General features: G+C 62.4%; 18 protein-coding genes and 2 tRNA genes. 4 read left to right on the plus strand and 16 right to left on the minus strand.

Annotated elements, in window-relative coordinates; genetic code table 11:
• Positions 1–262 precede the first annotated feature (262 nt).
• Genes AC5RVS_RS02855 through AC5RVS_RS02870 form a run of 4 tightly spaced genes read right to left on the minus strand, consistent with a single transcriptional unit; the run spans position 263 to position 4,703 of the window.
• Positions 263–988, minus strand: a complete 726-nt coding sequence (locus AC5RVS_RS02855) for a hypothetical protein (RefSeq protein ID WP_494107030.1) — start codon at positions 986–988, stop codon at positions 263–265.
• Positions 981–1,763 carry a hypothetical protein gene (locus AC5RVS_RS02860; protein ID WP_494107031.1) on the minus strand — a complete coding sequence of 261 codons (783 nt, stop codon included), beginning with the start codon at positions 1,761–1,763 and terminating at the stop codon, positions 981–983. The genes AC5RVS_RS02855 and AC5RVS_RS02860 overlap by 8 nt, the downstream gene beginning before the upstream one ends.
• Positions 1,763–3,685: a hypothetical protein gene (locus tag AC5RVS_RS02865; protein WP_494107032.1), complete on the minus strand. Its 1,923-nt coding sequence runs from the start codon at positions 3,683–3,685 to the stop codon at positions 1,763–1,765. The genes AC5RVS_RS02860 and AC5RVS_RS02865 overlap by 1 nt, the downstream gene beginning before the upstream one ends.
• The gene (locus AC5RVS_RS02870) at positions 3,678–4,703 is read right to left on the minus strand and encodes a ribbon-helix-helix domain-containing protein (protein ID WP_494107033.1); all 1,026 of its coding nucleotides are present in this window, start codon (positions 4,701–4,703) and stop codon (positions 3,678–3,680) included. Before AC5RVS_RS02870 ends, AC5RVS_RS02865 begins: the two co-directional genes overlap by 8 nt.
• 160 nt (positions 4,704–4,863) lie before the next feature.
• Here AC5RVS_RS02870 and AC5RVS_RS02875 point away from each other — a divergent pair, with 160 nt between their 5' ends.
• Entirely contained in the window at positions 4,864–5,928 is a 1,065-nt protein-coding gene (locus tag AC5RVS_RS02875) for a DUF3320 domain-containing protein (RefSeq protein ID WP_494107034.1), read from the plus strand.
• A 310-nt stretch (positions 5,929–6,238) separates the two neighbouring features.
• Positions 6,239–6,598, plus strand: a complete 360-nt coding sequence (locus tag AC5RVS_RS02880) for a TA system antitoxin ParD family protein (RefSeq protein ID WP_494107035.1) — start codon at positions 6,239–6,241, stop codon at positions 6,596–6,598.
• 1,536 nt (positions 6,599–8,134) lie between these two features.
• Here AC5RVS_RS02880 and AC5RVS_RS02885 read toward each other — a convergent pair.
• On the minus strand, positions 8,135–9,112 hold the full coding sequence (locus AC5RVS_RS02885; protein WP_494107036.1) for a hypothetical protein: 978 nt from the start codon (positions 9,110–9,112) through the stop codon (positions 8,135–8,137).
• A gap of 767 nt (positions 9,113–9,879) precedes the next feature.
• Here AC5RVS_RS02885 and AC5RVS_RS02890 point away from each other — a divergent pair.
• A complete protein-coding gene (locus tag AC5RVS_RS02890) occupies positions 9,880–10,086 on the plus strand; it encodes a type II toxin-antitoxin system Phd/YefM family antitoxin (RefSeq protein WP_494107037.1) in 207 nt (68 codons plus the stop codon).
• A gap of 269 nt (positions 10,087–10,355) precedes the next feature.
• On the opposite strand, the gene AC5RVS_RS02895 is transcribed toward AC5RVS_RS02890, so the two are convergent.
• The 11 genes from AC5RVS_RS02895 to dnaA form a co-directional block, all read right to left on the minus strand.
• Positions 10,356–10,428 (minus strand) — tRNA-Ala (locus AC5RVS_RS02895).
• Positions 10,429–10,464: 36 nt separating this feature from the next.
• A complete protein-coding gene (locus tag AC5RVS_RS02900; RefSeq protein WP_494107038.1) occupies positions 10,465–10,581 on the minus strand; it encodes a DLW-39 family protein in 117 nt (38 codons plus the stop codon).
• Positions 10,582–10,617: 36 nt separating this feature from the next.
• A tRNA-Ile gene (locus tag AC5RVS_RS02905) sits at positions 10,618–10,691 on the minus strand.
• Between the two features lie 60 nt (positions 10,692–10,751).
• Positions 10,752–11,315 carry a DUF3566 domain-containing protein gene (locus AC5RVS_RS02910; RefSeq protein WP_493988372.1) on the minus strand — a complete coding sequence of 188 codons (564 nt, stop codon included), beginning with the start codon at positions 11,313–11,315 and terminating at the stop codon, positions 10,752–10,754.
• On the minus strand, positions 11,312–13,987 hold the full coding sequence (gene gyrA, locus AC5RVS_RS02915) for a DNA gyrase subunit A (RefSeq protein WP_494107039.1): 2,676 nt from the start codon (positions 13,985–13,987) through the stop codon (positions 11,312–11,314). The genes AC5RVS_RS02910 and gyrA overlap by 4 nt, the downstream gene beginning before the upstream one ends.
• 85 nt (positions 13,988–14,072) lie before the next feature.
• Complete coding sequence (gene gyrB / locus AC5RVS_RS02920; RefSeq protein ID WP_493988895.1) at positions 14,073–16,097, minus strand: DNA topoisomerase (ATP-hydrolyzing) subunit B; 2,025 nt, start codon at positions 16,095–16,097, stop codon at positions 14,073–14,075.
• Between the two features lie 315 nt (positions 16,098–16,412).
• The gene (locus AC5RVS_RS02925) at positions 16,413–17,051 is read right to left on the minus strand and encodes a DciA family protein (RefSeq protein ID WP_494107040.1); all 639 of its coding nucleotides are present in this window, start codon (positions 17,049–17,051) and stop codon (positions 16,413–16,415) included.
• Positions 17,032–18,228 (minus strand): DNA replication/repair protein RecF, encoded by a 1,197-nt coding sequence (gene recF / locus AC5RVS_RS02930; protein ID WP_494107041.1) that lies wholly within the window; start codon positions 18,226–18,228, stop codon positions 17,032–17,034. The genes AC5RVS_RS02925 and recF overlap by 20 nt, the downstream gene beginning before the upstream one ends.
• A 10-nt stretch (positions 18,229–18,238) precedes the next feature.
• A complete protein-coding gene (gene gnd / locus AC5RVS_RS02935) occupies positions 18,239–19,165 on the minus strand; it encodes a phosphogluconate dehydrogenase (NAD(+)-dependent, decarboxylating) (RefSeq protein WP_494107042.1) in 927 nt (308 codons plus the stop codon).
• 34 nt (positions 19,166–19,199) lie between these two features.
• Complete coding sequence (dnaN, locus tag AC5RVS_RS02940; RefSeq protein ID WP_493988367.1) at positions 19,200–20,324, minus strand: DNA polymerase III subunit beta; 1,125 nt, start codon at positions 20,322–20,324, stop codon at positions 19,200–19,202.
• Positions 20,325–20,840: 516 nt separating this feature from the next.
• Positions 20,841–22,283: a chromosomal replication initiator protein DnaA gene (dnaA, locus tag AC5RVS_RS02945; protein WP_494001200.1), complete on the minus strand. Its 1,443-nt coding sequence runs from the start codon at positions 22,281–22,283 to the stop codon at positions 20,841–20,843.
• A gap of 401 nt (positions 22,284–22,684) precedes the next feature.
• Between dnaA and rpmH the strand changes: the two genes are divergently transcribed.
• Positions 22,685–22,822, plus strand: a complete 138-nt coding sequence (gene rpmH / locus AC5RVS_RS02950; RefSeq protein WP_127513203.1) for a 50S ribosomal protein L34 — start codon at positions 22,685–22,687, stop codon at positions 22,820–22,822.
• Positions 22,823–22,835 lie beyond the last annotated feature (13 nt).

The raw sequence follows: 22,835 nt of genomic DNA on the forward strand, positions 1-22,835 counted from the left end.
GCCTCGTCGGCAGCTACTTCACCACCCCGAGCGTCGCCTATCCCGCCTGCGCCACGTAGGACATGAGCTCAGCCTCTTCGACGACCCAACGGCCTTGGTCCAAACGGCCTTCCACAACGCCATCGCGCAGTTTTTGCCGCAATGTTTTCGTGTGCAGACCTATGCGGGCGGCGACTTCACCGGCCGTGAGAGGCCCAGCGGCCCTACGGCGCATTTCCATTCGGCTGCAACCTTTCTAGTGTGGCCCGTCTGCCACGCTTGGTCAGGACTTGAACTTGGCGAATTCTTTGGGGAGGAGCTTGATGATCTCGTCCGGTGTCATGGCGTACGTATCCCACGTCAGATCGAACTGGGCCAAGACTGCCGCTAGGCGGCGCGGAGACCCCCCCTTGCTGCCGCCCGACCCGCTCTTGAGCTTGTTTGTGTTGGTATCCACGTACAGGCGTGTAACCACGCCCAGCAATGTCGAGTTGCTGACGATTTCTTGATTCGACGCGATTTGTTCGACCACTTCGCCTGGGCTGTTCACCGGCGTGGCCAAGACACCAAAAGCCTCCTCAGGATGCTCTTGATGTGCCTTGTAAATGCGGTACGGTCCTGAGAAGTAATGCCGGTAGTAGGTCTTGTAGTCGTGCGGGTTAAGGATGTAGTAGGCCGCGGCTCGCACCGTCCGATCCCCGGTGATCGGGTCTGCCGGCGCAAGTATGGGCAGCCACTTAAAGGCCAGCCAAGACCACAAACCCGCGTCCAGTTCCAGATCGGGTTGTTTCTCGAAAACTGGCGCCAAGAGTTCGAAGAAGAACCGCGCTGCCTCCATCCTGTTTTCGAAGTGAACGACGTCGTAACTGACGGCATCCGTGATCAGAGTTGTGTACTCATCGTTCTTCAAGAGCGCCTCGATATCGGCGCTATCTCCCTGCCGGAGTTTGTCCAACAGCTCTCGGGCCGCAGCCAAGCCCATCTCGTTGAAGCGGCGGATCTCACGCATTTTCTTCGTCTTCCTCGGGTTCCGTGGGGCTGTTCAACAGGAAAAGGGCGCCGATGTGGGACGCGAACGTTGTGGCGGCTTCCGTCGCCCATTCGTCGATGACGTCGGAGGTACCCAAGTCACCGTCTTCCGAATCCAGATCTGACGGGTCCACACCGATGCTTTCGCAGAAAAGCAGCCAATGGCTGATCGTGGAATTCGGATCGTCGGCATCGTCCCGGTTCCGCGCGATCCATAGGGCGACGTGGCGGAAGAACTCGGGGAGGACCAGGGCCTTGAATTGAGCTGAATGGATCAGCTGGTCGTGGTTTTCCAGGTACTTGTTGATGTAGAGGATCGGCTGGTCGTCGTCGAGGTCGAACTTCCAAACCCGTTCTCCGAGTTCCGCCCGTTGCAGCTTCAAGAGCGGCTCGGCGGAAGCTTCGTCGTCGTTTCCGGCGCCACGAAGGCGGTCGGCGACGGCGAGGACCTTCCCATGCGCATCACCTTCCGTTCCAATGACACGGAGTCGCAACTGGATGTTGTCGATGACGTCAAAAGCGTCGAGGTGGACATCTTGGGGGTGCTCGGGCGCTGCAATCGACCCACAGGATACGCGGACCTTGATTGTCTGTCGGTAGGCTTCCACGGCGACTTCGGCTGTGGACGGCAGGTTAAGGTCGGAAAGATCAATGGAGTGCACATCCAACAGGATCTTTCCATCGTCTTCCCGGAGCCGGAGCCGGATCCTTGACCGGTCAATCTCTAGGCGTCCGGTGAAGTTAAGCGTCGCCATTACTTGGAGTACCCCCTTGTGCGGATGGTCAGGTCCCGATTGGTGTCGAAGCCCGTGACGGTGAGTCTGAAGTTCGCCGCGTCGCTGACCATGGCGGTCAAGGTGTTTCCACTGATCTTGGCGAGCTTGCCACCGGAGATGGCCGGCGACAGCGCGGACAACTCGAAGTCGTCCTTTGTCCACTTGGCTAGCGCGTCGCCGCGTCGTGTTGTGTAACCGACGGCAAGTTCCACTCTTTTCAGCTCCCCCATGCGTCCGTGCTCGGTGGGCGTGATGGAGAATCCTCCGGAGTCCTCGCGGTCCAAGACGATCAACGACTGGCCTCGCGGCTTAGGATTGCCGCCACCCGGAGGCTTGCGCCTGGTCGTGGTGCCTGGTTTGCCGGGCCCGCCTCCGCTCTTGCGTCCGGTTTTGGGGTTCTCGAGAGGTGCGGCGAAGATGTCCGAGAAGATGATGCGTTGTTCTTCCAGCGCGGCGTCCAGAACGAGCTGGTGGATCTTATGTGGGGCCTGCTTGACCAAGTTGAGGACATCTGCACCCCGGATGTAGCGCGCCTTGATCTTGTCGTTGTCGGTCCACGTGGTGTGGGCCGGGTTTTCCGCGTCGCCGAGCATTTTGGTGAGGGGCCCGTCGTCCACCAAACAGATGGCGCGGACACCTGGCAGCTTGAAGCGGTAGGCATCGGAAATTACGATTCCTCGACGCAGGAAGAGAGGCTTCTGACGCAGGGTCTCGTCCTGCTGCAACAGGACATGGAAATGGGTGGACGTGGGATTGCCTGACTGTCCCTTCAACCGCAACTCGAGGGGGACGGTCACTTCGACGGGCTGGCCGCCTTCGAGCTGCTTCCGGATCGCATTGGCAGTTTCCGGATCGATTGTCGCCGAGGACCATCCTCCGCCTAGCTGCCCCGAGACGGTCCCGGTGGTGAAGCGACGCTCTGCCGGGATGGAGTTCCGCGCTTTCAACAGCTGGATTTCGCTGACGATCTTGTCGCGTTCGGATCCTTCGAAGAAGGTCTCCGCAAGAGCCGAGATGTTGTCCTTGGTCAGCGTCACAGCGTCCCCGGTCTCCACATCATCGACCTCAACAACTAGGCCGCCGGCGAGAATCGCTCCAAAATAGGCCCGGATGACGGCGCGGAGGAAGTCGATGCCTCCGAGACTCTCCTCCACGTAGGGGATGACGATGCTCAGCCCGGACTCGTTGGTACGGGAGATGTTCCAGCGCTTTTTCGTCTCGGAGATGAGTCCAGCATCGGTGATCGGCATCTGGATGCCTTCTCCGGGTTTCGCCCACCATCCGTCGGGGTCGTAGTCGGTTCCGTCCAAGGTGTGGTTCATCAGGACCGATTGGCCGACGAGCAAGCTATTGCCGGGATCGTCCACTCGGTTGGTCAGTGCAATGAAGGCGTTTACGCCGCTGGTCTTGGGAAAGACGTACTTTCCCACGCCCCACCGTCCCAGGTTGCCTGCGCTCTTCCCAGAAATGCCCTCGGCCCGCAGGAAGTAGTAGTAGTTGTTGGTTTCTCCCTCCTGCACGCGCGCTGCGGCGGGGTCGCCCGTGAGGCCGCAGGTGCCGAAGTCTTCGATGACGACGAAACGGCAGCGACCCTTTTCCAGATCGGAAGCGACTTGGCCACCGTTTTCACACTCAGCAACGTGAGGCCAAAAGCCCTGGAAGTAGGGGGAAGCCTCGAGTGGGCTGAGACTTCCGGCGGTTCCCGAAACGTGGATCCGGACGCGGACCTGATCGCACCCAGGGAGCTTGGCATCAAGGGAGTTCTGGATGCTTTCCCTGACGAGCGCATCAGCCGGCTTGAACGACTCTTGGTTTAGCAGCTCCGACTGGAGCGGATCCCGGGACTTAGCCTCGGGATGGTGCTTGACGAAACGCCAGGCCGGAATTGCAACACTAGACATTGTGAAGAGTTTCCTTTCCGAATTCTGTAAGGCGATAGGTCCCGCTCACGAGTTTAGGTTCAACCAATCCCCATTCGCGGCAACGGGCGATGTATCCCTGCGTCGCCGATGAGGCGATCGAAGGGGTCCACTCCCGGGCCGCGCCCATGGACACGAGAAGGGCATCACGGGTAGGCATCCGTGATACTTCGCCTAGCACGGTTTTGAACCCCCACCAGTCGGCGGGGGAATTGGCTCGAAGGTATCTGAAGAAGGCTTCAGCTACTTGGCGGTTGTGAGGTTGTTCAGGGTCTAGCCCCTCAACGATCTGAAGGAGTTCCCAGCCCTGTTCTGTCAGCGCAGCCTGAACCTCCCCGTCACCTATAAAAAATGCAATGGCCCGCCATGCGGGCAAAGGACCCGTCGCCTTATGCAGCCCTTGCCGAAAAGGCTTATTGGATAGGGAACCGATGGCGAAGTTCTGGAATCCAGCGTCAGCGGCCTGCTTCTTCAGGATGTTTTTTGGCAGCATTTGGGTAGCGGCCTTGGCATGGGCACCCAACTCCTCCTGCAGGGACGCGGCTAGCTGCCAAGCTTCCGCAGTAACTGCTTCCAAGTAGTCGGGGAAGGAAACAGGGCCGCTGGCCGCGAGGTGCGCCAGTCGACTCAAGGCCCATAGGGAAGGCCAATCCCGATTGTGCAGTCCGAGCAGCGGAACGTCCTCCACCAGGGTCTCGTCTCCCTTCGATGCAAATCCCGGCGGCGGCGATGAGATCCTAGTGGGTACCCTTCCCGATCTGGCCTGCACCCGCAGGATGTCTGGCTCCTTTCGAAGAGCGATTCCAAGGGATATCTCCTTGGAGGATCCAACAGATAAGCGGTCCATGTCTTGAAGTTCCAAGAGGTAGGAGTTGAGGGCCTCTTCTATGAGTTCTTCGCGTGTCGCGAATCCTCCCGCACCTGAAGCTATGACCTCGTCGACGCGGCGGATCAACTGTGCGTTGAGCAGCAGCCTGATGGGCCTGTGACTGTATTCCATACCTTCTCCATGTAGTACTTGTATAGCTCTAAGCATGCCTCACTTTTCGAACAGGGTCAATGTATTTGACATATATTCTGAGTAAGAGGAAATATATTAGATGTGAGGGGCCCGAGCGCCCGTGTCGACCTAGACGGTCACAAAAGATGGGGGACGACGAATGTCGACGAAATATGTGCACCACGCCATGCAACTGCTGGGCAGTGGCCTTGATCCGTTCATTGAAGAGCGAATGAAGCCGGTTCTTGGGTCCTTGGAATGGACCTCGGTCCTGCAGGAACTGGACAAGATGCGAGGCAAGGACGACTGGACCTACTCGCGGAAGGACCCGTCGCTGCAGCTGCGTATGATCACCGAACGGCTGGGTGGCTTGGGCTATCCGTTCGACGAGGGCGACAGGAACCGCACGTTGAGCTCGTACGGGTCAGTGCTGCGGATCGTGCGCAACAGGTTGTCCCACGGCGGCGAGTTCGAGGTGTTCGATGCGCTCCATGCCGTCGACACAGTCCGGACCGTCCTGGCGCACATCGGGGACGAGGAACGCGCCGCGCAGGCATCAGACCTTCGCACAGCCCTTATCGAAGAATTGCTCGAAGCAGACGGAGGAACCACGTCTCCCGGGGCGGAGCAGGGAAAGGTCCCGTCTCCGGGGCCGAATCAGGAGGAGCCGGCAGGTGTCGGGCGCGTTCCGGAGTCGTACTATGGCGCCATTGAATACGAACCTTGGACGGCCGTTGTCGTCGGCGAGCAGGAAGACCTCGATTCGATGCGCACAAACCGGGTTAAGGACAGCGTACGCAGCCTTGTGGAAGACATCGCTGAGGCAGAGGGGCCGGTCCACCAAGACCGAGTTGCTCGTCTGGTGGGCCTAGGATTCGGGTTCTCTCGCCTAGCACCGGCCCGCATGAAGCGCATCTTGGCACAGATCCCCAAGGCTTCCGTCGCGTTGGATTCAGACGGTTTCGTGTGGGCTGAAGGTATCAACCGCGAGCAGTGGCTGATCCACCGCACCAGCAGCGAGGCCCAACGCTCCTTCGATCAGATCTCTCCCGTGGAGATCGCGAATGCGGCGATGTCCGTTCTGAAAGACGACGGATCACTGCTCGACGCCGAGCTCCGGCGTCGCGTCTTGGAACGGTTCGGGCGGAAGAGGGGCAGCAAGACTGCTAACCTGCAGCTTGAGCGCGGTCTGGCCTACGCGAAGAGCAGCGGGCGCATTCAGTGAGCGCTCATTCTGTCCAGCGGGCGGGCCGCTGCGCAGGAGAAGCGTTCTGATTTTCTGCAGCAGGTTCGGGTTCGGGGTTCGTGTCGCAGTAGAGGCGACGGAACCTGTGTGCGGAGGATTACCCAAGCGGTCCGAACGAGGCCAATGATAGGTCGGGGCTCCGCTCCTCTCTCAGAGGTTCGTCCACAACATAATGTCCGTTATGTTATGGGCGGTGAAGTAATGAACCCGGGCGGCCGCTGTACCCACGGGAGGGTGCTGGCGTCGCGATCAGGCAGGTGAACCGGTAGCACGGAGCTACCATGGGTTTATGATCAGGGCCAGCCAGCCGATCCGTCTCCCCGCGGACGTGTATGAGCCCGCCGTCGCGGCGGCGCATATCGCCTCGCGCACGGTGCCGCAGCAGATCGCGCACTGGGCGCGCATCGGCCGCGAACTGGAGATGCCACCGCGGGTGAACCACCGCGCGATTGTCCAGGTCCTCGCCGGCGCCGAATCCTATGACTCGCTCGGCGAGCAGGAGCAGGCGATCGTCCGCGAGGAATGGGCTGAGCGCGTGACGGCTCTGCGCGAGGGGCTAAACTACGAAGCGGAGTTCACGGCAGCCGGAGAGTCGTACTCGGAACTCGACGAAGAAGGCAACGTCGTCGTGCGCCAGGCACACGGCTGATGCCGCTGCTGCATCTGCTTGCAGGGCCCAACGGCGCCGGAAAGTCTAGCTGCGTGCGTTACGTGCTGGTGCCCCCATCTGCACGTAATCATGGTCCCCGTGTGGCGCTGTGCGGGGCCGGCTTCCTCTACCTTTTAGTTGTCACGGTCGGCGAGTCCGCCTCGCTGGTCCATCCCATGCTTTTGGGGACTCTGGGGCTTTGGTTGCATGGAACCGCCGGTGCTGGCTCTAAACGGGCACTCCAAGTGCTACGCCTTTCTTCCCATCGGGTGCCGCACCAGTACGCTTCCGTGAACACCCTCGAGAACAGGACCCCAAAAAATGGAGGCAAGTCCAGTCGATCCGCGAGTTGAGCCATCCCTTGAAGCGAACCCTGATTACCGGGTCGATTTTTGGGGGCCTATCAAGGATCGAGGTGGCCGGGTGGTGGCTGACGGAAGCGACGAGTGGCTGCTCACCGGCGTGCGTGACGTTCATGAAGCCCTTGACTGGGCCAATAACAGGGCGGACGGACGAAGATTTGTGCTTTATGCCCGATTCCACGACGGCCAAAGCATCGGCTTAGCTCGGTTGGTCGGAGAGGAACCCTTCTAGCCCGGCAATCCTGAAGGCCGGTGAGGGCCCTGTCGTCGTGAATGCCCGTACGCATCGCCCGGTCGCCATGTAGGGGCGTGCCCGGACTGGCTCTTTAGCGGGCTACCTCGATTGAGGCGCGGTGGCCTCTATCGGCTTGTCCACATCCCGTCGATGATGCCCGCATAGGCTAGCTCGCTGGGGTCGCAGGTTCCCGCGCCTTCGTAACGGAGAACGATCCAGTCGGACTGATGCCCAGCAGAGCCCGGGGACGCCGCAAATTCCCTGGCGTCTTTGCGGCGTCCGCGTCTCGATTAAGGACCCGTTGTTAAGACGAATTCTCTCGGTTCCTCTGGGTGGTCCCAGGAAATGAACCGGAACCACTAGTCGGATTAAAGGGGCGTCCAGGAGTCGCTGCCGGGTTCTCGTTGCCATGCCTGTCGCGGGCCCTCCCATTCACGTGCGATGTCCGTCGCCCAGAAGGTGCTGTCGGGGTCCCAGCCGGCGATGACCGATGCCGTGTTGGCAGTAACCTCAACGTCGCTTCGTTCCGGGTAGTCCGCCGCTCACTGTTCGAACACTCTTAGATTCACCATGAATGTCAGCTAAGGGCTCGGGTGGCCGACTCTTAGGCCGGTATTTAAGGGGAGGAACACTAACTTCGGTTCTTTCCTCAGGCCCGAGCAGGGCTCCGGAAGCCGCGCATGCCTCCAGCGAGCCGAACGGTTGATGAGAGTAGAGCCGGCCGGACTTGCGGCTGATGCGTGTCGAGGTGCCGCACTCAGGGCACTGTGTCTTCGTCGAGTTGACTCGCATCCCTGCTGCCGAACTTCCCTGAGACTCTGGCAGTCCCGGTTCCATCCAATATCCCCTCTGGTCGACTATGGTCGACCCTAATACGGCTTCTGAACTATGTCGCACTCCACCACTCCGCGGGCTTCAAAAGAAAGCATGCGTGAGGCCTCAGTCACTTTGCGCCTCAACGGACGGGGCAATGTAAGCCGCCAGCCACGCTGCCCACATATGGCTCGTAGCTTTCGCGCGCGCGAGTATCCAACCTGCAAGGGTCCGGCCAGTATCAGTGAGCTCATAGACCCCGCCATCCTGCGCTTCCACGAGAATGTCGATTTGTTCAGGGGCGTGGGTTTCAAGGAGTTCAACGAGCCGCTTTTTGGGGGCTGACTTGGCGTACTTGACACCCGCCTTGTTCAGAATCTCTTGCAAGTCCGACTTCAACCGTTCCATGGCGACAACGCTTCTAACCGTCCCGGCGTCGGTCACGACTTTCAGGAGGCCCTGTTGATGAAGGATCTTTATCCCTATGGCGGAATCGTATCCGCGACTTCGCGTTTCGTAGAACGGCTTGAACGTGGATGCACATGCGGGGCCACGTAGGGAAGCCCTGCGTGCTAGGTCAGCGAGATGGGCACGTGTCCCCAGGGGCAAGCTAGCGACGCGACGAGCCATGGCGGTGTCGAGGACAGGAGGAGGGATGGCTTCGTCCGCTGTCAGGGGATTGACGTACGTCCAATCCGACGCGGGCGCGAATTCTTGCATCCTGCGAATATGGTCATTAGCGCGGTCGACCGCGAAAGGCGCGTCGGTCAGTTGCACCTCGTGTGGAGACATGGCGGCAGAGAGGTACGGCACCAACTGATCGGAGACGGGAAGAAGGGCGAACTTACCGACGGGCCCGCGGGGTAGCAAGGTCACCATTGTGGTGCGCAGTTCGAGACCAGCTACAGCCCCAAGGCCGGCCAGACCTGCGAGCCGTGCGTCTAACAGCGCCCTAATCTGCCCGATCCAACTTTCGGCCCACCAAGGGGGAGTCGCGGGTAGTTCGTCGCGCCGGATCAAAAGCAGCGCCTCTGCCTCCTTGCGAGACAACTCATTACCGAAGGCAAAGCCCACTCCAGGATTCGCTTCTACGATCTGGAGCACGTAGGCAATTACTGCTCTCTCACCGCCGCTTCTCAATTGATGTTGCAGCCATGTGCTGAAGTCTGCGCAAGGTATTCGCGCATTTGGCGAGTCCGAAGCGGACAGTAGCGGATGTTCTGGGTGTCCCCTTCCGGCCGCATACTCGATTGCAGTACTAGGGAATTGCGCCATGGCCACAATCCAAGCATGTTGAACGCCCAATATCGCCAATGAGCGTGCGGACGGCGAGGCGCTCATTCGCGTTCTACGCTCAGGAATCTGCGGAACCGACGCCTCTCAATTTGAGGACAGCAGCTCGGACATTATCGAACACACGTTCTCCACAAGCTTCTCCACATGTGGATATGTTTTCGGCTATAACCGTGCGCAACAGCCCACAGCACAGGTTCTACAACGGCGAGATCCACGAGATGCTTTGGATGGAAACGGGCTACCGATGGAGTTCGTCGGCGAACGCGGGCCACTTTTCGCTTCGAGCAACCCGGCCGACCGCTGTGGAGGCCCCGGCCACCCTAATACGTGACCCAAGACTAGGGCTTGACGGCCGCCGAGGATTCGTACCTTGAATGAAGGTCCACGTACTCTGCCCGCGGGGTCGAGACCGTCGCGCATGAGCTCTAGAGCCCCGCAGCGGTGGGGACCGCATCATTGCGACAGGTTATTGGAAGTTATAGCGGGTTATTGGGTTTTTCCTGTAACCGGCTAGAAGTTGCTAGAACCGGACCAGTTCATCGCCTTCAACCGCATCAGGGTCGGTGCCATCGCCGTTGACCTCATCAGACCTGGTGCAGAACCTCGACCGCACCGAGATCGAGATCGTGTCCAAGCGTGGATCCGCGGTCTTGATGTCGAAGGACGAGTTCGACGCTCTGGTGGAGACAAGCTACCTGTTGAGTTCCCCCGCGAACGCCAACCGCCTGATGTCGGCTCTGCAATCTGCCCGCGGGGTCGATGTCGGCGCGCCCGAGCTCTAGCTTCGGGCTTCTGTCTGTGTCGGCCGCACCTTGGGCGCACCGAGGCAAATCGAGGCACCACATTCCGCAGGATTCCGGGGCACACGGGGCACACAATACCCAACACTTGCTACTACCAAAATTCACCATTTCACTACAGGTAAGCGTTGTCCCCGAGTTGTGTCATGAGACCAAAAGATCCGGTTTACTGCAGCCAAAACCGCTTCTGACTTGGGAAAACAAAGGAGCCAGGCGTTCTAAACGCCTGGCTCCTCTATTCTTCAATCCGGTGGAGGCAAGGGGACTCGAACCCCTAACCCCCTGCTTGCAAAGCAGGTGCGCTACCAATTGCGCCATGCCCCCGGAGGGTCCGGCCGGTCAGCCCGGCCGATGTTTGAGTCACTCGACCTTATCGGTCGCGCGGCTCCATGCGGTTTTCTCCGCTTCGGATTCCTGCCACTTCTTGTACACGAAGACACCCGCGGCCGCGGCTGCCATCAGCAGCAACTTCTTCACGGTGTCCTCCCGACATCGGTGGGATCAGTCAATCCGTGGGCGTACCAGGACTTGAACCTGGGACCTCTTCGTTATCAGCGAAGCGCTCTAACCGCCTGAGCTATACGCCCCCTGCCCTTGCGGGCCGAGATACGACTTTACAGTACGCCGGGCCGGAACTTCAAATCGGCTCAGTCGTCCGTCAGCGTGACCCCGATGCCCCCGACCAACGTCGCCGAGATGTTGTAGAGCACCGCGGACAGCATCGCCAGAGCAGTCAACAAGACCACGTTGACGACGGCGATGATGGTGGCGAAGGACGCGACCTGTCCCAGCGAAGCATAGGACCGCAGATCGAATCCGCCGCCCTCGGTGCCCGCTACTTCCGTCAGGAGCCCGTTGACCCGGTCAAAGATGCCGGTGATGTCCAGCGTAGTCCAGAGGACGATGGAGGCCACCACGGTGACGATGCCCAGGGCAACGGAGAGCAGGAAGGCCATCTTCAGCACCGACCACGGGTCGACCTTGCTGACCAGCAGGCGGGCACGGCGGACCTTGGCCTTCGGGGCCGGTCGCACGAGTCCCGGGCGGGCGGCCTGGCCGGCCGGGCGCTGCCCGCCGTTGGCCGGCCGCTGCCCGCTGCCCGCCGGCCGTTGGGCCGGGCGGGCCGGCGTGCCGCCGTTGCGAGTGGTAGCCCGAGGCGCGTTGGCCGGCTGCGGGCGCGTACCCGGCCGTGGCGTTTTAGGTGTACTCACTCATTACCTCCGTTTTCCGGCGCCGGCGATTCGGCTGCGGACTGCGTCATGTCTGCGTCCAACGGTACTTCATCGTTTGCCTGCTGCGCAGATTCGGCGTCGGTTGTGGCGCCGGTTTCGGGACCCTGGGGCGTGTCCGACGCCTCGGTGTCTTCCTCGTCGCCGCCCAGGCCGCGTTCGGAGTTCCTGGCCACGGCAATGATGCGGTCCTTCTTATCCGGCTTGGCGAAGATGACGCCCATGGTGTCGCGGCCCCGGACGGGGACACCGGCGACGGAGGAGCGGACCACCTTGCCGCTTTCCATCACCACCAGCACCTCGTCTTCCTCCTGCACAATCAGTGCACCGACCAGATGCCCGCGTTCTTCCTGGTACTTGCCCACCTTGATGCCCAAGCCGCCGCGGCCCTGCACCCGGTATTCGTCGGCCTTGGTCCGCTTGGCGTAACCGCCCGCGGTCACGATGAAGACGTAGGAGTCCTCGCGCAGCACGCCGGCCACCAGCAGTTCGTCGTCCTCGCGGAACTTCATGCCGGTCACGCCGGACGTGGCCCGTCCCATCGGCCGGAGCGCCTCGTCCGTCGCGGTGAACCGCAGGGACTGGCCGCGCCGGGAAACCAGCATCATGTCGTCGGTCTCGGCGACCAGCCGCGCCGAGACGAGCTCGTCGCCGTCGCGCAGGTTGATCGCGATGACGCCGGCGGAACGGTTCGTGTCGTAGTCCTCCAGCCGGGTTTTCTTGATCAGGCCGCGTTTGGTGGCCAGCACCAGGTAGGGGGCCTGCTGGTAATCCTTCAGGTCCATGACCTGGGCAATGTGCTCGTCCGGCTGGAAGGCCAGCAGGTTCGCCACGTGCTGGCCCTTGGCGTCGCGGCCGCCTTCGGCGAGTTCGTATGTCTTGGCCCGGTACACCCGGCCCAGGTTGGTGAAGAACAGCAGCCAGTGGTGCGTCGTGGTGACAAAGAAGTGCTCGACGACGTCGTCGCCCCGGAGCTGTGCGCCGCGTACACCCTTGCCGCCACGCTGCTGGGAGCGGTAATTGTCGCTGCGGGTGCGCTTGACGTACCCGCCGCGGGTGATGGTGACGACCATTTCCTCTTCGGGGATGAGGTCTTCCATGCTCATGTCCCCGCCGTAGCCCATCATGATCTGGGTCCGGCGGTCGTCACCGTACTTGCCGGTGATCTCGGCCAGTTCCTCGCTGACGATGTTGCGCTGGGCTTCTTCGGAGGCGAGGATGCGGTTGAACTCCTGGATCATCCGCTCGAGTTCGGCGTGGCGGTCCTGGATCTTTTGCCGTTCCAACGCGGCCAGCCGGCGCAACTGCATGTTCAGGATGGCCGAGGCCTGGTCGGTGTCGATGTCCAGCAACTGCATCAGGCCGTCGCGGGCTTCTTCCGTGGTGGACGAGGCGCGGATCAGGGCGATGACTTCGTCGAGTGCATCCAGGGCCTTGAGCAGGCCGCGCAGGATATGCGCTTCCTCCTCGGCCTTGCGCAGCCTGAAGCGGGTGCGCCGGACGATGACTTCCAACTGGTGCGTGACCCAGTGGCGGATAAACGCGTCGAGGGTCAGGGTGCGGGGCACCCCGTCGACGATCGCGAGCATGTTGGCCGCGAAGTTCTCCTGCAGCGAGGTGTGCTTGTAGAGGTTGTTCAGCACCACCTTGGCCACGGCGTCGCGCTTGAGCACAATCACCAGGCGCTGGCCCGTGCGGCCAGAGGTCTCATCGCGCAGGTCGGCAATGCCGGCGACCCTGCCCTCCTTGGCCAGCTCGGCGATCTTCATGGCCAGGTTGTCCGGGTTCGCCTGGTACGGAAGTTCCGTGACCACCAGGCAGGTGCGGCCCTGGATTTCCTCCACGTTGACCACGGCGCGCATGGTGATCGAGCCCCGGCCGGTGCGGTAGGCGTCCTCTATGCCCTTATGGCCCAGGATTTGCGCGCCGGTGGGGAAGTCGGGACCCTTGATCCGCTGGATCAGCGCTTCGAGGAGTTCTTCACGGCTGGCAGTTGGATTGTTCAGGTACCACTGGACGCCGTCGGCGACTTCACGCAGGTTGTGCGGGGGAATATTGGTGGCCATGCCGACGGCGATGCCCGAGGAACCGTTGACCAGCAGGTTCGGGAAGCGGGCGGGCAGGACGGTCGGTTCCTGGTTCTTGCCGTCGTAGTTGTCCTGGAAATCGACGGTGTCCTCGTCGATGTCGCGGACCATTTCCAGCGCCAGCGGCGCCATCTTGGTTTCCGTGTACCGGGGGGCGGCTGCACCGTCGTTGCCGGGCGAGCCGAAGTTGCCCTGCCCCAGCGCCAGCGGGTAACGCATGGTCCAGTCCTGGATCAGGCGGACCAGGGCATCGTAGATGGCCATGTCGCCGTGCGGGTGGTACTGGCCCATGACCTCGCCCACCACACGGGCGCACTTGTTAAAGGAACGCTCGGGGCGGTAGCCGCCGTCGAACATCGCGTACAGCACCCGACGGTGCACCGGCTTGAGGCCGTCGCGGACGTCCGGCAGGGCGCGCCCGACGATGACCGCCATGGCATAGTCCAGGTAGGACCGTTGCATTTCGGTCTGCAGGTCGACCTGCTCCACCCGGTCGGTCAGGATTTCACCCTCGATCGGCTCATCGCCGATGCCTTCGGGCAGGTCGGGCGTCTCTTCGTCGCTCATCGTTTAAGTTTCCTTTGCGTCAAAACCTTGGTGCGGCCCGGTCGGCCGCCGCGTGCCGCCGTTCACCGGCCGGCTGCGGCGGGGGCTAAATGTCGAGGAAGCGGACATCCTTGGCGTTCTGCTGGATGAAGGTGCGCCGGGATTCGACGTCTTCGCCCATCAGGATCGAGAAGGTTTGGTCCGCGGCGGCGGCATCCTCCATCGTCACCTGCAGCAGTGTCCGGTGCTCCGGGTCCATGGTGGTGTCCCACAGCTCCGTGTAGTCCATTTCGCCGAGCCCCTTGTACCGCTGGATGCCGTTCTCCTTGGGCAGCCGCTGGTTGTTCGCCAGGCCGCGGCGGACGGTTTCGTCCCGCTCACGGTCGCTGAAGACATAGTCGTGGGGGTGGTTGGACCACTTGATCCGGTAGAGCGGCGGCTGCGCCAGGTAGACGTAACCGCTCTCGATCAACGGGCGCATGTAACGGAACAGCAGGGTCAGCAGCAGGGTGGTGATGTGCTGGCCGTCCACATCGGCGTCGGCCATCAGCACGATCTTGTGGTACCGGGCCTTCTCCACGTCGAAGTCCTCGCCGATGCCGGCGCCGAACGCGGTGATCATGGCCTGGACCTCGGCGTTGCCCAGCGCGCGGTCCAGCCGGGCCCGCTCGACGTTCAGGATCTTGCCCCGCAGCGGCAGGATGGCCTGGGTCTCCGGGTTCCGGCCGCGGACGGCTGAGCCGCCTGCGGAGTCGCCCTCCACGATGTATATTTCCGACTTGGATGGATCGCGGGACGAGCAGTCCTTGAGCTTGCCGGGCATGCCGCCGGATTCGAGCAACCCCTTGCGCCGGGTGGATTCGCGCGCTTTCCGTGCGGCCAGCCGGGCCTGCGAGGCCTGGATCGACTTGCGGATCACGTCGCGGGCCGGTCCGGGATTGCGCTCCAGCCAGTCGCCGAGTTCGTCCGTGACCACGCGCTGCACAAAGCCCTTGGCCTCGGAGTTGCCCAGCTTGGTCTTGGTCTGGCCCTCGAACTGGGGTTCGCCCAGCTTCATGGAGATGACGGCGGTGAGGCCTTCGCGGATGTCGTCGCCGGTGAGGTTTTCTTCCTTCTCCTTGATCAGGTTCTTCTCGCGTGCATAGCGGTTGATCAACGAGGTCATCGCGGCGCGGAAGCCTTCTTCGTGCGTGCCGCCTTCGTGGGTGTTGATGGTGTTCGCGTAGGTGTGGACGCTCTCCGAGTAGGAGGTGGTCCACTGCATCGCAACTTCCACCGAGAGTTTGCGGTCCGTGTCCTCGGTCTCGAACGCGATCACCTCGGGGTGGATGACTTCCACCTTCTTGGAGGAGTTCAAGTGGGTGACGTAGTCCAGCAGGCCGTGATCGTACTTGTAGACGACCTGGCGGTGTTCCGCCGTGGTCTCGACCTCGGTGCCCGGTGTCGTGTCCAGGTCCACGTCCTCGGCGTCCGGTGCGTGGATTTCCGGGTGGCGCTCATCGGTCAGGACGATCTTGAGGCCCTTGTTCAGGAAGGCCATCTGCTGGAACCGGGCGCGCAGTGTTTCGAAGTCGAATTCGGTGGATTCGAAGATCTCCGGGTCTGCCCAGAAGGTCTGCGAGGTCCCGGTCTCGGTGGTCTCCTCGCCGCGGCGCAGGTCGCCCACGGGCAGGCCGCCGTTGGCGAACGACTGGTGCCAGACATAGCCCTGCCGGCGAATCTCGGTCTCCACGCGGGCCGACAACGCGTTGACCACCGAGATGCCCACGCCGTGCAGGCCGCCGGAGACCGCGTAGCCGCCGCCGCCGAACTTGCCGCCTGCGTGCAGGATGGTCATGACGACCTGTACGGTCGGTTTGCCCTCGGTCGGGTGCATGTCCACGGGAATGCCGCGGCCGTTGTCCACCACCCGGACGCCGCCATCGGCCAGCAGCGTCACGTTGATCGTGTCGCAGTAGCCGGCCAGCGCTTCGTCGACGGAGTTGTCCACGACCTCATAAACGAGGTGGTGCAGCCCGCGCGGACCGGTGGAACCGATGTACATGCCCGGGCGCTTGCGGACGGCTTCCAGGCCTTCAAGGACGGTGATGTCGCTGGCGTCGTAGTGCTTGCCGTCGTTGCCCTCTGTCATTTGGGGTTCTGCGCCGGTGTTTTCCAGCTCATTGTCCTCTGCCACAGTTGCCGTTGACTCCTTGTGTTCCGTCCGGGGGACTCGTGTGTCGGCGCCCTTCCGGTAAGAGGACGGGCGCCGCCTAGTCAATTCTACCGTGTCGGGGCGGTGAATCCTGCACGAACATAGCTCTATGCGGCACGGAAACCGGGTTTTGACGCCGCCGCCGGGTGCCCGATGGGACGGTGTATGTCCGCGGACGTCTCCAGCGCCCTACACGCCGTCTAAGCAAGCGCGGGCCCGCTGCTTCCCGCGGGCATCCTGTGAGGGGCGAAATCAGCCGTAGGTGTCCCGCGGTCCGCGGCCGCCGACGGACCTCTTGCCCTTGCGCCAATTGGGCGCTGCCGGCGCCAGGACCTGGATTTTGGTGACGACGCCGGGGCCCAGCTTTTCATCGAAGCGCTTCAGCAGGGCGCTGCTGAGCAAACGCAGCTGCGTGGCCCAGGCCGTTGAGTCGCAGCGGACCTGCACCGTGGTTTCCTCGAAGCTTTCCGGGCGGCAATGGGCGGCGATGTCCGCGCCGACCAATTCATCCCACCGCGAAATGACCGACCCGACTGCCACCGGGGAGTTCCAACCGCGTTCTGCGACGAACCGGTCGAACACGCGCCCCACCCCCTGGGGGTCGCGGCCGAAATCCTGCGACCCCCCGGCAGGCCGTGCCCCCTTGGACGGGCGACGGCGGCTGTTGGCCCGGGTGCGCACGTCGCCGCGGGCCGCTGCCGCGAGGCGCACCCGGTTCAGGACGGCTTTCGCGGCGTCCAGGTCTTCCACAGCGCCTTCGTCGTGTGACGCCTCAGCTCCGGCCCGGCCCGCGGCCAGGGGAGGCACCGCCGGATCGGGCAGGTCCGGCCGACGTCCCACCGGCTCTGCCGGCTCCTGCGGCTGGGCCCGGTCAGGCGGTTTCCTGGCCATTGGCCACGCCTCCCGGCACTACCATGAACTGTTCTCCCGCCAAGGCCTCGGGGATGTCTTCGGCCACCGCAGCCGTGACGATCACCTGTTCGGCGCCGGCCACGATGCCCGCGAGCTTGGTCCGCCGCTGGTTGTCCAGTTCGGCGAAGACATCGTCCAGGATCAGGACAGGAGTCGCGCCCGGAGTCGCATCGTCGTCGCAGAAAACGTAGTACGAAGCCAGCCGGAGGGCCAACGCCAGCGACCAGGTTTCGCCGTGCGAGGCGTAGCCCTTGGCCGGCGCCGGTCCCAGCAACAGTTCCAACTCATCCCGGTGTGGTCCCACCAGCGAGACGCCCCGCTCCGTTTCCCGTTTGCGCTGCTGTTTGAAGGCGGCAAGGTAGAGGTCCGCCAGTTCGGCCATACCCAGGCTTGCCAACGGCGGAAGCCCCGCCCCGCCGTCGTTCTCCACCTCGCCGTCATCCGATAGCTGGCTGTGGATGGTGGATCGGTAGACGGCGGCCGCATGCTTGGACCCATCGGTGAGGGCGGCATACGCGGCGTCCAGGTGTGGCTGCAGCAGGTCCACCAGTTCCAGCCGTGCTTTCAGCAGGGCGGCCCCGGCCTGTGCCATGTGCTGGTCCCAGACCTCCAAGGTAGCTTCGTGGGCGGCGGTGAACCGTCCGCTGGCGCGGGCCGATTTAAGCAGGGCATTGCGCTGTTTGAGGACGCGTTCAAAATCGCTGCGGGTGGCCGCGTGGTGCGGAACCAGGCTGGCCAGCAGCTCGTCCAGGAAGCGGCGCCGGCTGGACGGGTCGCCTTTGACCAGCGCGAGGTCTTCGGGGGCGAAGAGCACCGTGCGCAGGTGCCCGAGGATCTCCCGGGCGCGCACTGGGTTGGCACGGTTAATCCGCGCCCTGTTGGCCTTGCCCGCGGTGATTTCCAGCTCCAGCGAGGTGCTGCGCCCGCCGCGGTCCACCCGCGCCCGCACCAGCGAACGCTGGCTGTCGAACCGGATGAGCGGTGCGTCATTGCTGACCCGGTGTGATGAGAGCGACGCAAGATAGCCGATGGCCTCGACGATGTTGGTCTTGCCGACCCCGTTGGCTCCGACAAACACCGTAATGCCGGGCTTCAGGGCGATGTCCAGCTGCGGGTAGGTGCGGAAATCGGTGAGGGACAGGTATTCAACAAACAATGCGTTACAGCTACTTCGACTCGTTGCGGGGGCCGGACTGGTCTTGTGCGGGCTTTCTGACTGCGTGTCCGCCAAATTGATTCCGGAGGGCGGCCACCATCTTCATCGCGGGCGCATCATCTTGGCGCGACGCGAACCGTGCGAACAGCGCAGCGGTAATGGCCGGGGCCGGGACGGCGTGCTCGATGGCTTCCTCGACGGTCCACCTGCCTTCGCCGGAATCCTCGACGTAACCGCTGACCTGGCTCAACCCCGGGTCCTCTTCGAGCGCCTTCACCATCAGGTCCAGCAGCCAGGAGCGGACCACCGTCCCCTTCTGCCAGGCCCGGAAAGTGCCCGGAACATCCTTGATGATGTCCTTGGCTTCCAGCAGTTCGTACCCTTCGGCGTACGCCTGCATCAGCCCGTATTCGATCCCGTTGTGCACCATCTTGGCGTAGTGGCCGGCGCCGACGTCACCCACGTGGGCGAAGCTTTCCTCCCGCGGGCCCTCCGGCCGCAGTGCGTCGAAGACCGGCATCGCTGCCTGGACAAGCTCGCTGGCTCCGCCCGCCATCAGGCCATAACCGTTCGCCAGGCCCCAGACCCCGCCGGACACGCCGACATCGATAAAACCTATCCGGCTTTCGGCCAGGAGGGCTTCGTGCTTCTGGTCTTCGGTGAACTTCGAGTTGCCGCCGTCGATCACCAGGTCTCCGGCGGAGAGCTTACCGGCCAGCTCCGTGATGACCGTGTCGGTGACCTCGCCGGCGGGCACCATGACCCACACGGTGCGCGGACCGGGCAGCGCCCGGATCATTTCATGAACGGTCGCTGTGTCACTGACCTCCGGGTTCCGGTCATAGCCGGTCACCTCGATGCCGCCGTCCCGGAGCCGCTGCCGCATGTTAAAACCCATCCGGCCCAAGCCGATCAGTCCGATGTGCATCCCAGTCACTCTTTCCTCTCGTCCATGGGTCGGTGGGATCAAATTACTGGTTGGGCAACCTCACTGGCATGAGCAGGTACCGGTAGTCTTCCTTGTCTTCGCCCTCGAGGTCGTCCTGGGCCGATATGACCGCAGGCTTCGGGGGCGTGGTGAAGGAAAACCGGACGTACTTGCTGTCAAAGGCGCTCAAGCCTTCGGACAGGTAATGCGGGTTGAAGGCGACGGTGATTTCGTCGCCGGAGAGCGACGCTTCGATCGCCTCCGACGCCTGGGCGTCTTCGCCGGTTCCCGCGTCCAAGGTCAGGAGACCATCAGTGAAGGCCAGACGGACCGGAGTGTTGCGCTCGGCCACCAGCGAAACACGGCGGACGGCTTCGATCAGCGTCGTGGTTTCGACTGTCGCATGGATCGGGGTGTTGTCCGGGAACAACGAACGGATCTTGGGGTAGTCACCATCGACCAGCAGCGACGTGGTGCGGCGTCCGCCGCTTTCGAAACCGATGAGTTCGCTATTGTCCGAAAGCGCGATGTTCAGGTCGCCCGAACCACCCAACGTTTTGGCTACTTCGCTCAGGGTCTTGGCTTTGACCAGCGCGCTGGTGGAAATGCCCGGCGTCGTCGGGCGCCAGGACAGCTCCCGGAGGGCCAGGCGGTAGCGGTCGGTGGACAGCAGAGTAATCAAATCGTCTTCGATTTCCATCCGGACACCGGTCAAGATGGGCAGGGTGTCGTCACGGCTCGCCGCAATGATGACCTGGCTGACAGCCTGGGCGAACGCCTCTCCGTCCACAACGCCGCTGACATCGGGCAGGGCAGGGAGTTCCGGATAATCGCCTTCGGGCATGGTGGCGAGGTTGAACCGGCTGTTGCGGCAGGAGAGAGCGACCTTTGATCCGTCGGTTTCGATATCGACAGGTGCCGACGGCAAGCTTCGGCAGATGTCGGCCAAAAGGCGTCCGGAGACCAGGATGGTGCCTTCGTCAGTGACGTCCGCCGGAATCTGAAGCCGGGCGGAAATCTCGTAGTCGAAGCTGGCAAGACTCACCATGCCGCCTTCGGCCCGGATGAGCAGGCCCGACAGAACGGGGACAGGCGGACGTGGTGACAGGGAACGGGCTGTCCATGTCACGGCTTCCGCCAGAACATCCCGATCAACTCTGAACTTCACTGAAGTAAGCCACCTTTCACAACGAACATGCCGGGGAAGACCGCCTGCGTCTGGCCGGGTGCAGTGCGTGGGACTGCGAGCACCGGGTTGAAGCAGATGGCATCGATTCTTTGTGCAAGCTTAGCCGCAGCAACCGTCATTGCGCACCGAGAGTGCGACGACGTCCGGGAGAGCCGATTCGGCACGATGCGTGGGAACCGGGACAGGGTCAAATGTTATTTGGAAGAACTTCAAGAAATGGGATTCGTAGTGTTAATAACTGCTGTGGATACTGTGGAAAACCCCGGTTGGCCCTTCCCCTTGGCGGAAGTTGGCTGTTCACAACATGTGCAGGGCGTCCGTAACCGGCACCGGGTGCCTGTGGACGAAGATCCTTGGAATTTCGGGCGTCCACAGGGTGCATGGTGGTTTTCCTCTTAAGACCACCGGTTCTCCACTTAAGAATCCACAGCCTTATCCACACCTGTTAATTTCATCGGTGTAGTTCACGGAAGGAGGCCGCCGGGCCCAGAGAGGCTAGCTTTCGCGCTGTTGCTGCTTGATGCGGTTGGTCAGTTCCGTGACCTGGTTGTAAATCGCCCGACGCTCCGCCATCAACTCGCGGATCTTCCGGTCGGCGTGGATGACGGTCGTGTGGTCGCGGCCGCCGAGTTCCTGGCCGATCTTCGGCAGGGACATGTCGGTCAGTTCCCGGCACAAGTACATGGCGATCTGGCGGGCCGTCACCAGCGTCCGGGTCCGGGACTTGCTGGTCAGCTCCTCCATGCTGAGCTTGAAATACGCGGCGGTCTGTCCAAGTATCGTGGCCGACGTGATCTCCTGGGCACCTTCGTCAGTGATCAGGTCTTTGAGGACTATCTCGGCGAGACCCATGTCGACTGCCTGTTGGTTCAGGCTGGCGAACGCGGTGACGCGGATCAGGGCGCCCTCGAGCTCGCGGATGTTGGTGGAAATCTTCGAGGCGATGTACTCGAGGACCTCGTCGGGGACGGACAGCCCCTCGCTGATGGCCTTCTTGCGCAGAATCGCAATGCGGGTCTCCAGTTCCGGCGGCTGGATATCCGTCAGCAGCCCCCACTCAAACCGGGACCGCATGCGCTCCTCGAAACCGGAGAGCTGTTTCGGCGGAAGGTCGGAAGTAATGACTACTTGCTTGCTGTGGTTGTGGAGGGCGTTGAACGTATGGAAGAACTCTTCCTGCGTCGCATCCTTGTTGGCCAGGAACTGGATGTCGTCGATCAGCAGGATGTCGACGTTGCGGTAGAGCTGCTTGAAGCTGGCGCCCTCATCGTCGCGGATGGAGTTGATGAAGTCATTCGTGAACTCTTCCGAGTTCACGTACCGGACGCGGATGCTGTTGTAGAGATGGCGCGCATAGTGCCCGATGGCGTGCAGCAGGTGGGTTTTCCCGAGGCCCGAGTCGCCATATATGAAGAGGGGGTTGTACGCCTTGGCCGGTGCTTCGGCCACCGCGACGGCCGCGGCATGGGCAAAGCGGTTGGATGAACCGATGACGAAGGTGTCGAAAATGTACTTCGGGTTGAGCCTGCCCAGTTCCGGGGAAGCGGCCTGCGCCGCCGGCTGGGGCAGCGACTCGCTCCGCACGACCGCCGGGGCCGGACGGGGCTCTTGTTCGGGTTCCGGTTCCGCCTGCGGAGCCATATCCGTGTCGACGCTGAAAGCGCAGAGGATGTCGTCCTTGAAGACTTCGAACAGTGCATCGTGGAGCGGGTCTTTGAGCTGTTGCGACTGAAAGACTTCGCGGGTCAGTTCGTTGGGGACCGCCACCAGCAGCGTTGTGCCGATCAGGCCTTTGGCCTGCGCTAAGACGATGAAGCCGCGCTGCCGGGGTGAGACACGGTCGTCTTGTTCCAGCGTCCGGACCACTTTGCGCCAGGAACTTCCGACGTCATTTATCTGGTCCGTGTCCACGTAGTACCCCTCAGAAATGCTCAGCATGCTTCGGCATTTGCCGACAGCCCGCCCGAAATCCACAGACTTATTCACAGACAGTGGATAAGGGGCTCCTGCCAAGAGTAGAGCATGAATCTGCTGGACGACAGTTGGGATGCAGGGCCCTGTGGACGCCACTTCAGGGAGGCGCCAGGACCACTCAAAGCGCCCTTGGCGTAGAGTTGTCCACAGGCGTTATCCACGGAAACGCCCGGGCGCCGAGACAGCCGGTTTGACGGTACTCACCGCCATCGCCTAACGTTGACTAGTCCTTCATGTCTACTTTGTTGTCCTCGTGCGTCCAACGCCCTGGCAATGGAATAGACCCCATATAGAGCGCCGACCTGTTCTTCCCCCTTGTTGCAATGGGTCCAACCGCATCTGTCGATCGTCTTGGAGTAACCACCGTGAGCAAGCGGACTTTTCAGCCGAATAACCGCCGTCGTGCCAAGAAGCACGGCTTCCGCCTTCGCATGCGCACTCGCGCCGGCCGCGCCATTCTGGCCGCACGCCGCAGCAAGGGCCGCACCGAACTGTCGGCCTAAATAGCCAGTTTGT

This window comes from Arthrobacter sp. Y3221048 (assembly GCF_059092685.1).